The organism is Tenacibaculum aestuariivivum, assembly GCF_964507685.1.
Lineage (GTDB): Bacteria > Bacteroidota > Bacteroidia > Flavobacteriales > Flavobacteriaceae > Polaribacter > Polaribacter aestuariivivum.
In genome coordinates this window covers 2,174,909-2,187,136 of the sequence record NZ_OZ208414.1, presented here as the reverse complement: position 1 = coordinate 2,187,136, position 12,228 = coordinate 2,174,909, and the positions used below count along the sequence as shown (strand labels likewise).

18 protein-coding genes and 1 tRNA gene are annotated in these 12,228 nt (G+C 27.9%); 6 read left to right on the top strand and 13 right to left on the bottom strand.

Annotated features, from left to right (window positions below; translation table 11 throughout):
* Positions 1-27 precede the first annotated feature (27 nt).
* Positions 28-1,050, top strand: coding sequence for a glutamine synthetase beta-grasp domain-containing protein (locus ACN5J4_RS09845; protein WP_233884021.1), 1,023 nt, complete (start codon positions 28-30; stop codon positions 1,048-1,050).
* A gap of 118 nt (positions 1,051-1,168) precedes the next feature.
* Here ACN5J4_RS09845 and ACN5J4_RS09840 read toward each other — a convergent pair whose 3' ends face one another.
* A complete protein-coding gene (locus tag ACN5J4_RS09840; RefSeq protein WP_418649827.1) occupies positions 1,169-2,110 on the bottom strand; it encodes a calcium/sodium antiporter in 942 nt (313 codons plus the stop codon).
* Positions 2,111-2,284: 174 nt separating this feature from the next.
* Between ACN5J4_RS09840 and ACN5J4_RS09835 the strand changes: the two genes are divergently transcribed.
* Together ACN5J4_RS09835 and ACN5J4_RS09830 are read left to right on the top strand one after the other, a co-directional pair.
* On the top strand, positions 2,285-2,509 hold the full coding sequence (locus tag ACN5J4_RS09835; RefSeq protein WP_418649826.1) for a DUF2007 domain-containing protein: 225 nt from the start codon (positions 2,285-2,287) through the stop codon (positions 2,507-2,509).
* A 70-nt stretch (positions 2,510-2,579) separates the two neighbouring features.
* Positions 2,580-2,653, top strand: a tRNA-Arg gene (locus tag ACN5J4_RS09830).
* Between the two features lie 725 nt (positions 2,654-3,378).
* Here ACN5J4_RS09830 and ACN5J4_RS09825 read toward each other — a convergent pair.
* From ACN5J4_RS09825 to ACN5J4_RS09790, 8 genes are read right to left on the bottom strand one after another with little or no spacing between them, the layout of a single operon-like run.
* Positions 3,379-3,651 carry a hypothetical protein gene (locus tag ACN5J4_RS09825; protein ID WP_418649825.1) on the bottom strand — a complete coding sequence of 91 codons (273 nt, stop codon included), beginning with the start codon at positions 3,649-3,651 and terminating at the stop codon, positions 3,379-3,381.
* Between the two features lies 1 nt (position 3,652).
* Complete coding sequence (locus ACN5J4_RS09820) at positions 3,653-3,928, bottom strand: ATP-dependent Clp protease adaptor ClpS (protein ID WP_418649824.1); 276 nt, start codon at positions 3,926-3,928, stop codon at positions 3,653-3,655.
* Complete coding sequence (gene prmA, locus ACN5J4_RS09815; RefSeq protein WP_418649823.1) at positions 3,929-4,768, bottom strand: 50S ribosomal protein L11 methyltransferase; 840 nt, start codon at positions 4,766-4,768, stop codon at positions 3,929-3,931.
* Positions 4,768-5,529, bottom strand: coding sequence for a triose-phosphate isomerase (gene tpiA, locus ACN5J4_RS09810; protein ID WP_418649822.1), 762 nt, complete (start codon positions 5,527-5,529; stop codon positions 4,768-4,770). Before tpiA ends, prmA begins: the two co-directional genes overlap by 1 nt.
* Before the next feature lie 22 nt (positions 5,530-5,551).
* Positions 5,552-6,046: a TlpA family protein disulfide reductase gene (locus ACN5J4_RS09805; protein ID WP_418649821.1), complete on the bottom strand. Its 495-nt coding sequence runs from the start codon at positions 6,044-6,046 to the stop codon at positions 5,552-5,554.
* Between the two features lie 21 nt (positions 6,047-6,067).
* Positions 6,068-6,556 carry a TlpA family protein disulfide reductase gene (locus ACN5J4_RS09800; RefSeq protein WP_418649820.1) on the bottom strand — a complete coding sequence of 163 codons (489 nt, stop codon included), beginning with the start codon at positions 6,554-6,556 and terminating at the stop codon, positions 6,068-6,070.
* A 1-nt stretch (position 6,557) separates the two neighbouring features.
* Positions 6,558-7,040, bottom strand: coding sequence for a TlpA family protein disulfide reductase (locus ACN5J4_RS09795; protein ID WP_418649819.1), 483 nt, complete (start codon positions 7,038-7,040; stop codon positions 6,558-6,560).
* A gap of 1 nt (position 7,041) precedes the next feature.
* Positions 7,042-8,118, bottom strand: coding sequence for an ABC transporter permease (locus ACN5J4_RS09790; protein WP_418649818.1), 1,077 nt, complete (start codon positions 8,116-8,118; stop codon positions 7,042-7,044).
* A 63-nt stretch (positions 8,119-8,181) separates the two neighbouring features.
* Between ACN5J4_RS09790 and pyrF the strand changes: the two genes are divergently transcribed.
* Positions 8,182-8,994: an orotidine-5'-phosphate decarboxylase gene (gene pyrF, locus ACN5J4_RS09785; protein ID WP_418649817.1), complete on the top strand. Its 813-nt coding sequence runs from the start codon at positions 8,182-8,184 to the stop codon at positions 8,992-8,994.
* Between the two features lie 5 nt (positions 8,995-8,999).
* Positions 9,000-9,800 carry an ABC transporter substrate-binding protein gene (locus tag ACN5J4_RS09780; RefSeq protein ID WP_418649816.1) on the top strand — a complete coding sequence of 267 codons (801 nt, stop codon included), beginning with the start codon at positions 9,000-9,002 and terminating at the stop codon, positions 9,798-9,800.
* Here ACN5J4_RS09780 and ACN5J4_RS09775 read toward each other — a convergent pair.
* From ACN5J4_RS09775 to ACN5J4_RS09760, 4 genes are all read right to left on the bottom strand, one after another.
* Positions 9,774-9,989, bottom strand: a complete 216-nt coding sequence (locus ACN5J4_RS09775) for a hypothetical protein (RefSeq protein WP_418649815.1) — start codon at positions 9,987-9,989, stop codon at positions 9,774-9,776. The two genes, ACN5J4_RS09780 and ACN5J4_RS09775, sit on opposite strands and share 27 nt — an antisense overlap.
* A gap of 124 nt (positions 9,990-10,113) precedes the next feature.
* Positions 10,114-10,833: a DUF4197 domain-containing protein gene (locus tag ACN5J4_RS09770; protein WP_418649814.1), complete on the bottom strand. Its 720-nt coding sequence runs from the start codon at positions 10,831-10,833 to the stop codon at positions 10,114-10,116.
* Between the two features lie 49 nt (positions 10,834-10,882).
* A complete protein-coding gene (locus ACN5J4_RS09765) occupies positions 10,883-11,047 on the bottom strand; it encodes a DUF5522 domain-containing protein (protein WP_418649813.1) in 165 nt (54 codons plus the stop codon).
* Between the two features lie 78 nt (positions 11,048-11,125).
* Complete coding sequence (locus ACN5J4_RS09760) at positions 11,126-11,656, bottom strand: DUF4136 domain-containing protein (protein ID WP_418649812.1); 531 nt, start codon at positions 11,654-11,656, stop codon at positions 11,126-11,128.
* Between the two features lie 242 nt (positions 11,657-11,898).
* On the opposite strand from ACN5J4_RS09760, the gene ACN5J4_RS09755 reads away from it, so the two are divergent.
* Positions 11,899-12,222, top strand: coding sequence for a hypothetical protein (locus ACN5J4_RS09755; RefSeq protein ID WP_418649811.1), 324 nt, complete (start codon positions 11,899-11,901; stop codon positions 12,220-12,222).
* Positions 12,223-12,228 lie beyond the last annotated feature (6 nt).

Here is a 12,228-nt window from a genome sequence, read left to right as displayed (position 1 = left end):
ATAAAAAATATAGATTCTTATAGTATCATGGCAAAAATTAAGTTAGAGTACATTTGGTTAGACGGTTACAAACCAACGCAAAACCTACGAAGTAAAACAAAAGTTGAAGAACACGAAAATTTTCAAGGAACTCTTGAGGAATTAAAAAATTGGTCTTTTGATGGCTCATCAACAAGACAAGCTTCAGGAGGCGCTTCTGATTGTGTTTTAAAACCTGTTGCAATTTATCCTGATCCTGCTCGTATTAACGGATATTTAGTAATGAATGAAGTATTAAATGCTGATGGAACTCCGCATGAATCTAACGCTCGTGCAACTATTAATGATGACAATAACGATTTCTGGTTTGGTTTTGAACAAGAATATTTTATCATGGATAGAAAAACACAACTTCCTTTAGGATTTCCTGTTGGCGGATATCCTGGACCTCAAGGAATGTATTACTGTTCTGTTGGCGGAAGAAATACACATGGGAGAGATTTTGTAGAGCAACATGCTGATTTATGTATTGATGCTGGATTAAATTTCGAAGGGATTAATCAAGAAGTTGCTTCTGGTCAATGGGAATTTCAATTATTTGCTAAAGGCGCTAAAATAGCAGGTGACGAAATTTGGATTGCTCGTTATTTATTAGATAGATTAACTGAACAATATGGTTATTATATTGAATATCATCCAAAACCTGTAAAAGGAGATTGGAATGGTTCAGGAATGCACGCAAATTTCTCAAACACCGTATTAAGAACTTGCGGTTCTAAGGAAATTTATATGAAAGTTTGCGAAGCATTTAGACCCGTAACTAAAGAACATATCGATATTTATGGAGCACACAACGACCAACGCTTAACAGGTTTACATGAAACTGCTTCAATTACCGATTTCAGTTATGGTATTTCTGATAGAGGCGCTTCAATTCGTATTCCTATTTTAACTGTTGATAGCGGCTGGAAAGGATATTTAGAAGATAGAAGACCTGCTTCAAATGGAGATCCTTACAAAATTGCCTCAAGAATTATACAAACAGTAAAACCTGTTTGTGATAATTTATAAAATTATATAATACATAGAGTAAAAAAGCCTTTAAATTAATTTAAAGGCTTTTTTACTCTATGTATTTATTAAAAACTAATAAAAAATACTTATTTATTTTTAATAAAAAAACAAGAAATTATGATATTGTTAAATATATAAAGGTAAAATAACAACCTAATAATATTATTCCGTCTTTCCAATTCAAGCGCAATTTATTTGGTAAAAATACTAACGGTAACACTAAAAATGAAATTGCTAACATCCAATAAATATCCTTATTTATTAAGCTCAATGCATCAGCCTTCACTTCTATTGGAGTAATAATTGCCGTGATACCTAAAACAGCCAATATATTAAACACATTAGAACCTATTAAATTACCTAAAGAAATTGCTTTCTCTTTTTTTAGCACAGCTATTATAGAAGCAGCTAACTCAGGTACACTTGTCCCTACAGAAACAATAGTTACACCTATAACAGCATCACTTACACCTAAATTTTTAGCTAAATCTACCGATCCATTAACTAATAACTCAGACCCTGCCCACAAACAGAACCCTCCAATAGACAAGAATAACACTATTTTGTACAAAGGCAATTCTTCATCATCTTCAGGCATTTCATCTACAACCGCTGTTTTTTGAAAACGCAGTAAATAAACTAAAAAAAATACCAGCATTGTAAATAAAATAACACCTTCATAACGTTGAATCGTGTTATCAAAAGCTATAAAAAAATACAACAACCCTGAAGCAATCATCATTACAGGCCAATCTGTTTTATAAAAACTTTTTTCAACTTCTATAGTTGATAAAATTATAGTAATACCCAAAACTAAACCCAAATTTGCAATATTTGAACCTATTACATTACCTACCGCTAAACCTGTAGCGCCGCTTAATGCTGATTTAATACTAACAATTAACTCTGGCGCAGATGTAGCAAAAGAAACAACCGTCATACCAATAACTATTTTTGGTATATTCAATTTTAAAGACAATCCTACCGCTGCTTTCAACAACCAATTACCCCCAAGAACCAACAACAACAATCCTACTACTATATATACAATACTCATCTACTTTTTTTTTACAAATATAGAACTTTGCACCAAAATAAAGAACCTATAAAAAGCTTTAAAACATAAGATTATTATTTTTTTTACTAGCTTTAAATACTTATATTGTTGATATAATAAATGTATTGTACTTCAAAATAACCATTTACAAAACAACTAATTTTAATTAAAATTATGAAAGAACACATAAAAATATACACAGGAACTTCAATTTTAGCAAATAGACTTGCTTTTTTATTAGACAAAGATAAAATACCTACTTTAATAAAAGATACGAAAGAATCCGGAAGATTAGCAGGATTTGGTACCACAGGTGATTCATGCGAATTATTCATCTATAAATCTGATTATGAAGCAGCTAAAAAAACAATAAATAACTTCAAAAAAGAACTCAATTAATTTCATAAAAAAAAACTTCTAATTTATTTTTTAAAACAAAAAAACAGTTGTAAATTTGCACTCGCAATACGGCCTCGTGGCGCAACTGAATAGCGCACTTGATTACGGCTCAAGAGGTTGCTGGTTTGAATCCAGCCGAGGTCACAACAAAACACTAAGAATTTAATTTCTTAGTGTTTTTTTATTAAACTAAGTTTTACCTGTTAAATACTGTTATAAAACTACTTTTAAATATTTTGTAGAATGTGTTATTTTTATTGTAATTAATACCACTGCCTCTTCAACTCTAATTTAGTTATGTATATACTCAGAACTATCTCTTCTTTTTTATAAAAAAACTCTTAAAAGTATTTATTAGCTATTTTACAACTAATAGAATTAATTTCAATAACATTATATTTATCTTAATAAATAATACATTATTCAATATTTTTTCAGCTTCTATATTTACTACATTAATTACTATAAAATTAAATTTTTTATTAATAAAAATTTAAAACTATATTATCAAACTGTTCAAGTTCACAAATGACTAAGGCGGTAAAATACCCTACATTATAAAATTCATTTATAATACTAGACTATTGTAACTCTGTATTCACGTCAATAGATATAAATTAATTTTTAAAAGCATTGAAATAATAATCACAACATAAAAAAGACCTTAAGCTTTCGCTTAAGGCCTTTTCATCTAACCAAACTTAGTATAAAAACTAACTACTACTATCTTTAAATATCTTACCAATTAAAATAAGAAATAATTTATTTTTAAAACAATTTAAATACTATCTACATTAAGTAAGACACGGTTAATAATTAATAGTCACATTAAAACAAAAAAAAACTCAAAAAAGTTTTTTTTGAGTTTTTTAGTATAAATATTTTCTTAAAAAAATTCGGTGCTCAGGTATTGACTTGTCATAATCACCTACCAACAACTCCAATATTTTAGGTTTTTTTATACCTATTTCTGATTTTTCTTGATATTTAGAAACATATAAATTATAGGTTTCTTTATCTTTTTCAAAAATCAAAAAATGCTCTTCATTTAATACAGAATAACATATTTGATTTCCTGAAAAACTTGACGATTCATCTTTTAAAAAATCTGTAAATTCATAATACCTAAAAACGTTTTCCATATTAAATTATTTCTGCTGACAACCCTAATTGCTGTAATTTACTACACCTTGGTTCTAAATCTTTATAATCACCCGTTTTAACGGCACACTTCCCTTTATAATGAACCAATACAGAACATTGTTCTGCTTGCTCTAATGTATGATCGCAAACATCTACTAAACTATCAATTACAAAATCGAAAGTGTTCACATCATCATTATGTAAAATTATTTCGTGCTTTTTTGTTTCTTGAATCAAAACATCTAGCTCCTCTTGTATTTTTTCTATTGTACTCATTTATGCTGTTTTTTGATACTGCAAAGCTACCCAATTATTTCTTTTTATTGTTTTATTTAATGTTAAACCGTGTTTTGTAACCTCTGCATTTATAATTGGAACGTCTTGACTATAAAAACCACTTAATAATAATACGCCTAATTTATTTAAACAAGCTGTATATACTTCCATATCATTCAATAAAATGTTTCGATTAATATTTGCTATAATAACATCGTATTTTTTACCTGCTAAAAGTGCAGAATCTCCTTCATAAACTGAAATATTTTTACAGTTATTTCTTTCTACATTTTCTAATGAATTCTCATAACACCAAGCATCAATATCAATAGCGTCAATAGGTTTTGCTCCTTTCATTTCTGCAAAAATTGCTAAAATACCTGTTCCACATCCCATATCTAACACTTTTTTATTAGCTACATCTAAATCAATTAAATGCTGTACCATCATATGCGTGGTTTCATGATGCCCTGTACCAAAACTCATTTTTGGCTCAATTACAATATCATATTTTAATTGAGGGTTTTCGTGAAAAGGTGCTCTTATACTTACTAAATCATCAACCTTAATTTGATTAAAATTTTTCTCCCATTCAGCATTCCAATTTGTTTGCTCAATTTCTTTGTAACCAAAATCAATAGAAAATTCCTTTGATTTTAAAACAAAAATATCATCCAATAAGTTTTCTCTCCATTGATTTTTTTGAATGTAAGCAGTAACACCATTATCTCTTTCTACAAAACTCTCAAAACCAACTTCGCCTAATTCTGCTATTAAAATTTCTGTTGCAGGTACCACAGGGCTTACATTAAAAATATATTCTATATAAATATTATCCATTATACTGATTTAATAATAGCTGTAAAGTCATTTGCATTTAAAGCTGCTCCTCCAATTAACCCTCCATCTACATCTTGTTTTGAAAAAATTTCTTTAGCATTAACTGGTTTCACACTACCGCCATATAATATTGAAACATTATTAGCTACTTCTTGTCCGTATTGTTTATCTATATTTTCTCTAACAAAAGCGTGCATCTCTTGAGCTTGCTCTGGAGATGCTGTTTCTCCAGTACCTATTGCCCAAACTGGTTCATAAGCCAAAATTATTTTAGAAAAATCTTCTTTATCTAAATGAAATAATCCGTTTTTTAATTGACTTTCAACAACTTTAAAGTAATTATTAGACTTCCTATCTTCTAAAACTTCACCAAAACAAAAGATAATTTCTAAATTATTTTCTAGTGCAGCAGTGACTTTTTGAGCAAGAAGCTCATCTGTTTCTCTAAAATATTCTCTACGTTCTGAATGACCCAAAATTACAATCTTAACCCCTACTGATGTTAACATATCTGCTGATATTTCACCTGTAAAAGCTCCATTTTTTGCTTGATGAACATTTTGAGCTGCAACCTCAATATTCGACTTACTAACTTTTTTAATAGCTGTTTTTAAGTTTACAAAACTAGGAGCTATAATTACTCTAGTATTATCTGCTAACTCTTCTGCTTTTATTTCTTTATTTATTTGCTTGATTAACTGTTTCGTTTCATCAAGGTTCATGTTCATCTTCCAGTTACCTGCAACTATTTTTTTTCTCAAAACTACTATCTAATTTATATTTTTATTTTTGTTTTAACGCCGCTTCTAATCTTGGATCAAACGGTTCTGTTACATTAGCTAAAGAAATGATACCCAACTCATTAACAACCATATAACTTGGTACATCTTTTATACCTAAACCTTTTGCATATCCTCCTTTTAAAGAAGCTGACAAAAAGTAATGATCACCATCTATATTAAAAAAACGTTCTATTCCTTTTTTCCATTGCGGAATTGTTTTATCTATTGATAAAAAAACAAAAACAGTTTCAGGGTTTTTAGCTTTTAACTTTTTTATGGCTGGTATTCCTGAAACACATTCAGAACACCAAGAGGCACATACCTCAAACATTACTTTTTTACCTTTATATTTAGCTAATATTTCTTTAAAAGTTATAGCTTTTTCATTTAATGTTAAAAAAGTTTCATTTAAAACTTCTTCTGAAAAAGCTGCTGGTTTCTCTGTATTACAAGATACAAATAAAACAAAAAGTACTAAGTAAATTATTTTTTTCATTTTTTTTTATTTTTAAAATTATTAATTTATTGCTTTGATAATAACTTCATGAGTTATCTTAGTTTTATTAAAAATAATTATTTTTCCATCTTCACTGACAACCAAATAGCGTGGAATATAATTTAAACCTAAAAACTTAGCTAAACTACCTTTCCAACCTGACGGCATAAAATAGTGTTCTCCTTTTAAATTTAATCTATCAACACTTAATTTCCAAGATTGAACATCTCTATCTAACGACAAATATACAAATACTACTGATGGATTTTGAATTTGGAGCTTTTTTACATCAGGTAAACTTTCTAAACAGTCCTTACACCATGATGCCCAAACGTCTATTACTATTTTCTTGTTTTTATTTTCTTCTAAAATATCTTTAAACCTAACTTCTTTCTTGTTTATTGAAATAAAAACATCTTCTAATGCTTCTTTTGAAAATTCAGTAGGGCTTTTAACAACACACTTTATAAAAAAAAATCCGCAAAAAGCTAAAAATATATACGACTTCATTCTAATAAATACTTTTTTTAACTCTATTAGATATACTTGATGCTTTAAATATTTTTATTTCAGACTTATTATTTATAATCATAAACCTTGGAATTGTTTTTAATTTTAAAAACTCTGCTAATTTTCCTTTTCCTTTTTTAGGAATATAATAATATTGTCCTTTTACTTTGATGTTTTCAAGTCCTCTTTTCCAATCAAAATAAGAATGATCTACTGATAAAAAAATATATTTAAGCGATGGATTTTCTTTTTGAAACTTAATAACATCTTTAAAACTACGCTGACTAAAAGGACAATAAGTTGCAAAAATTTGCAAAAAGTATTGCTTATTTTTATTCTTTTGTAAAATATCTCGCAAAGTAACTGAATCTCGATTAATAGTTACTAACTTTTCAGCTAGAGCATCATCAGTAAAATATTTAGGCTTAAAAATAGCACAACTACAAAAAAAGAAAAGTATTATTATTGATAACAAAAGTTTCATACTAATTTATTTTTATTCGAGGGTCTAACCAACTATAAATAACATCAACCAATATATTTATTACTATAAATAATGTTGCTACCACTAACACAGTTCCCATAATAACAGGTAAATCAAGGGTGTTTAATGAGTTAACAATTTCTTTTCCTAATCCGTTCCAATTAAAAATATACTCTATAAAAACGGCACCTGCTAACATAGAAGCAAACCAGCCTGAAATAGCTGTTATTACAGGATTTAGTGAGTTTTTTAAAGCGTGAATTTTAATTACTTGATATGCCGTTAAACCTTTTGCTTTAGCCGTTCGTATATAATCATGATTTAATGTTTCTAACAACGAATTACGCATTAACTGAATAACTACTGCTAACGGACGAATACCTAATACTATTACAGGTAATATTAAATTTTTCCACTGAATATACATTCCATTACCAAAATTATCTACCTCATATAAACTACCTGTCATTTCTAAACCAGTATATTCATGGAGTATAAATCCGAAAAACCAAGCAAATAAAATTGCTGAGAAAAAAGAAGGAACACTCATACCTAAAGTACTAATTACAGCGATGATTTTATCAAAAAAAGTATCTTTATACAGTGCAGATAAAATACCCATAACAATTCCTAACAACAGTGCTATTAACATTGCAAATGTTGCTAAAATGGCCGTATTGGGTAATGTTTCAGATATTACTTCTGATACATTTTTACCGTTTTTTTGAAATGATGTACGTAAATAAGGATATTTAACAACCACATGAACTGTTTTAATAGATATTATTTTTTGAGCTTTGTATTTTCCATCCGTTAAAAAAGTATAATCGTTAACATTAGTACTATGAAATGACAACAGTGATACATCGTTTAAATAGTATAAGTATTGTGTAAATATAGGCTTATCAAAGCCATACTTTTTTCTAATATTTTGAAGTTGCTCCGTATCCTCTCGTTGATCTAACATCATTCGAGCAGGATCTCCTGGCAATACGTTAAATAAAAAAAAAATAACCGTAACCACACCAAACAGTGTTAAAAACCCGTAAAAAAATTTATTAATTACATATTGAAACATATGTAACAAAGATAATAGAAAGTGTTAAAAAAGTGTACTTTTGCTTAACTTTTACAATAACACATGACTACACAAGAATTAGTTAACGAAATTAAAAGAAAGAAATCGTTTTTATGCATCGGTTTAGATGTCGATTTAACTAAAATACCGCAACATTTATTAAAGGAAGATGATCCTATTTTTGCCTTTAATAAAGCTATCATTGATGCTACTCATCATTTATGCGTTGCCTACAAACCAAATACTGCGTTTTATGAAGCTTATGGAATAAAAGGTTGGAAATCGCTTGAAAAAACTATTAAATACATTAATGAAAAACATCCTGAAATTTTTACTATTGCAGATGCTAAACGTGGTGATATTGGTAACACCTCAACAATGTATGCCAAAGCTTTTTTTGAAGATTTAGCTTTTGATTCGGTTACAGTTGCACCTTACATGGGAAAAGATTCTGTAGAACCATTTTTAGCTTTTAAAGCTAAACACACCATTATGCTAGCTTTAACATCTAACCAAGGTGCTTTTGATTTTCAAACAAAAACTGTTAATGGCAAAGAATTATATAAGCAAGTTTTAGAAACTTCTAAATGTTGGAAAAACTCTCAAAACTTAATGTATGTAGTAGGCGCCACTAAGGCTGAATACTTTACAGAAATACGTAAAATTGTTCCTGATAGTTTTTTATTAGTTCCTGGTGTTGGTGCTCAAGGTGGTAATTTACAAGACGTTTGCAAATATGGAATGACAGAGAGTATTGGTTTACTAATTAACTCATCTCGTGGAATTATTTACGCCTCCAATAAAGATGACTTTGCTAATAAAGCTGCTAAAAAAGCAAAAGATTTACAGTTACAAATGAGTGCTATTTTAAATTAAAAAACATGCTATTCAAAAACCCTACAAATCCTGTTTTTGAATTAGATAAAATACCTAAAAGAATCATTTCTCTAGTTCCAAGTCAAACTGAATTATTAGTTAGCTTAGGCCTAGAGAATTATATTGTAGGAGTTACTAAATTTTGTGTACACCCTAATAATTTAAGAAAAAATAAAACAATTGTTGGCGGTACTAAAACTATTAAAATAGATAAAATAGCTGCATTAAATCCTGATATTATTCTATGTAACAAGGAAGAGAATAGTAAAGAAATTGTTGAAGCTTGTAAAAAAATAGCCCCTGTACATGTTTCTGATATTTTTACTTTTGATGATTCTTTAAACCTGATAAATAAATATGGTGAAATATTTGCATGCAAAGCAGAAGCAAATAAAATTACCAAACAATTAATTATTAAATTTAATAATCTTCAAATATTTTTACAGGATAAAAGACCAATAAAGGTTGCTTATTTTATTTGGAAAGATCCTTGGATGGTTGCAGCAAACAATACTTTTATCAACACTATTTTGGAATTAAATAATTTTAACAATATCCACAAAAACAAAACACGTTACCCTGAAATTAACTTAAAAAATGTTGTAAGTAACAAAAATCCTGAATTAATTTTTCTTTCTTCTGAACCTTATCCTTTTAACAAAAAACACATCAATGAAATAAAGAAGTATTTTGATAAATCAAAAATTATATTAGTTGATGGTGAAATGTTTTCTTGGCATGGTAGCCGATTATTAAAAGCTTTTGATTACTTTAAAATACTACATACTAGAAAAATCCTTATCTAAATACCGTATACGGTTAAGTTTTTCTAATACACGCATTGCTTTAAAAGCAGAACGATCACTCTTACACTCATCTTCATACTTATAATCATTAGCCCTTTCAACTAGTTTATAATACCTTTCTTCTAGATGTTTTTTATACTTATGTAATTGATTAATACTTGACATTATAAATAGAGTTAGATAAGTCATAAATATACATATTTAATTACTAATCAACAACATGAGTTTATTATATTTTACAAATTATGATATAAAAAATCTCATAGATTTTAAAAACCTATGAGATTATTATTTTTATAAAAATAAATATTTCTTAATACTTGTCTTGCAAAGCAAACACCTTACGTAGCAAATCAGTATTACGTAAGCCTGATTTTTCACGAATTCCTTTTTCCTCAACAGCAATCATTTTAAAAACACCGTTTAATGCCTGTCCTGTCACATAATCTGTTAAATCAGGATTTACACTTTTCACAAAAGGTATACTATTATACTTACCTATTAAATTAGCCCAAATTTTATCAGCTCCAACCTTTGAAAATGAATTTTTTATTACTGGATTAAACTGACTATATAATGCTGAATTTGTTTTTCCTTCTAAATAAGAAGTTGCAGCATTTTTATCACCTAATAAAATATTTTTGGCATCGTTAAAAGATATTTCTTTTACTGCATTTACAAATATAGGTGTTGCGGTTTTAACAGCATCTTCTGCTGTTCTATTAATAGCTTTTAAACCTTCATCTGCTAATTTACTTAAACCTATTTTTCGCAACCCTTTATCAACTGCCTGTAACTCCTCTGGTAAAACTATTTTCACTAATTCATTTTTATAAAAACCATCTTTAGAGGTTAGTTTGGCTACTTGGTTTTTAATTCCATTATCTAATGCTTGACGTAAACCATTTCCTATTTGTTGCTCTGACAAAACCCCATTAGTAGTTCCTTGCGGTAACTGATTAACTACTTTTTGTAATTCAGCACACCCTGTTAATAAAACTACAAATACTACTGATACTATAATTTTTTTCATCTTTGTTTGATTTATATCTTTTAGATACATTTTATTACTAATTGTCACACTATTTAAAGCTATCTGTTTTTTTATCATAACCAAACGGACAATGTTTACAGCCGCTTTTACAACAATACCCCCTTCTTAAATGATATGCTTCTTTAAAAACTCGATAGCCTTGCTCATTTACGTAGTACTCATCAGGTGCAGCTTTTAAAATTGTGTTTCTCATTATGCAAATATCATAAAAAATACGTTAATAAAGATGCTATCTTTTTATTAACGTATGTTTTATAAATATAGTGATTTTTTACTTCTTATTAACTTCAGGAGGGTATTTAGCTATTATTTCTTTAACAAACTCCTTAACTTTCGCTTCTTTTCGCTCAACATTACTGGTACTTAGCGTACCTGTTCCAATACCTTGCCAAACCAATTCTTTCTTTTGAGCATCTAACAAATCAATAAATAATGTACCTTCTGTATATTGAGACACATTTATTCTATTCATACCGTAATAAAATGGGTAATAAAACCCACCATACATATTATCATTTACATTAATTCGTTCTCTTGATTTTGTAAATAAACTCACTAAAATATCAGGTGAAGCTGATTTTGTCATTCCTTTTGCTATTAACTCTTTTTCAATAGCTCTCATAATTCGCTTTTTATCTAAATCTGAAATAGCAGCCTTATCAATTCCTTTTTTATAAAAAGCAAATGTTTTATAGTTGTTAAAATCAACCTTAGTATCATAATCTGTCGCTACTCTTACAGTACTACATGAATTAATAAATAAAGCAATAATTGGTAAAAAAAGTAATCTAGCTATTTTCATTTTGTTTTGGTTTTTATATTTTTTATGACACACTATACTTAATAAAGCTAAAAGTGATTTAATTTACGACAATTTTTAATCAAAAAAAAATACTTTTTGTTAATTAATCATTTTCTTAAAATCTCATAACAGTATTGATTTTAATAGGTTTTAAAAAAGTAACTAGCAATAAATATGCCAAAAAAACGCACTCTTTTTAAAATATAAAAATGTACTTTTACAAATTAACCCCTTGTTACATTATGATTTTCATATCTAAACATATGGTTCCAAAAGGTTTTGTAGGTATTACCTTATTTCCTTTTATCTTTTTAAAAAGAAAAGATTTAAAAGAAAATCCTGTTTTAATAAATCATGAAAAAATTCATTTAAAACAACAATTAGAATTATTCATTATTTTTTTTTATCTTTTTTATATCATTGAATGGATACTTAAATTAATAAAGTACAAAAATAGTGCTACTGCATACAAAAATTTAAGTTTCGAAAGAGAAGCTTATACAAACGAAGCAAACTTAACATATATTAAATCTCGTAAATTTTGGAGTTTTACAAATTATTTATAAGTAATA

What these genes read in the sequence shown, in the direction of transcription:
- ACN5J4_RS09845 (WP_233884021.1), top strand. Translation starts at nt 28, where the DNA reads ATGGCAAAAATTAAGTTAGAGTACATTTGGTTAGACGGTTACAAACCA.
- ACN5J4_RS09840 (WP_418649827.1), bottom strand. Translation starts at nt 2,110, where the DNA reads ATGAGTATTGTATATATAGTAGTAGGATTGTTGTTGTTGGTTCTTGGG.
- ACN5J4_RS09835 (WP_418649826.1), top strand. Translation starts at nt 2,285, where the DNA reads ATGAAAGAACACATAAAAATATACACAGGAACTTCAATTTTAGCAAAT.
- ACN5J4_RS09825 (WP_418649825.1), bottom strand. Translation starts at nt 3,651, where the DNA reads ATGGAAAACGTTTTTAGGTATTATGAATTTACAGATTTTTTAAAAGAT.
- ACN5J4_RS09820 (WP_418649824.1), bottom strand. Translation starts at nt 3,928, where the DNA reads ATGAGTACAATAGAAAAAATACAAGAGGAGCTAGATGTTTTGATTCAA.
- prmA (WP_418649823.1), bottom strand. Translation starts at nt 4,768, where the DNA reads ATGGATAATATTTATATAGAATATATTTTTAATGTAAGCCCTGTGGTA.
- ACN5J4_RS09805 (WP_418649821.1), bottom strand. Translation starts at nt 6,046, where the DNA reads ATGAAAAAAATAATTTACTTAGTACTTTTTGTTTTATTTGTATCTTGT.
- ACN5J4_RS09800 (WP_418649820.1), bottom strand. Translation starts at nt 6,556, where the DNA reads ATGAAGTCGTATATATTTTTAGCTTTTTGCGGATTTTTTTTTATAAAG.
- ACN5J4_RS09795 (WP_418649819.1), bottom strand. Translation starts at nt 7,040, where the DNA reads ATGAAACTTTTGTTATCAATAATAATACTTTTCTTTTTTTGTAGTTGT.
- ACN5J4_RS09790 (WP_418649818.1), bottom strand. Translation starts at nt 8,118, where the DNA reads ATGTTTCAATATGTAATTAATAAATTTTTTTACGGGTTTTTAACACTG.
- pyrF (WP_418649817.1), top strand. Translation starts at nt 8,182, where the DNA reads ATGACTACACAAGAATTAGTTAACGAAATTAAAAGAAAGAAATCGTTT.
- ACN5J4_RS09780 (WP_418649816.1), top strand. Translation starts at nt 9,000, where the DNA reads ATGCTATTCAAAAACCCTACAAATCCTGTTTTTGAATTAGATAAAATA.
- ACN5J4_RS09775 (WP_418649815.1), bottom strand. Translation starts at nt 9,989, where the DNA reads ATGACTTATCTAACTCTATTTATAATGTCAAGTATTAATCAATTACAT.
- ACN5J4_RS09770 (WP_418649814.1), bottom strand. Translation starts at nt 10,833, where the DNA reads ATGAAAAAAATTATAGTATCAGTAGTATTTGTAGTTTTATTAACAGGG.
- ACN5J4_RS09765 (WP_418649813.1), bottom strand. Translation starts at nt 11,047, where the DNA reads ATGAGAAACACAATTTTAAAAGCTGCACCTGATGAGTACTACGTAAAT.
- ACN5J4_RS09760 (WP_418649812.1), bottom strand. Translation starts at nt 11,656, where the DNA reads ATGAAAATAGCTAGATTACTTTTTTTACCAATTATTGCTTTATTTATT.
- ACN5J4_RS09755 (WP_418649811.1), top strand. Translation starts at nt 11,899, where the DNA reads ATGATTTTCATATCTAAACATATGGTTCCAAAAGGTTTTGTAGGTATT.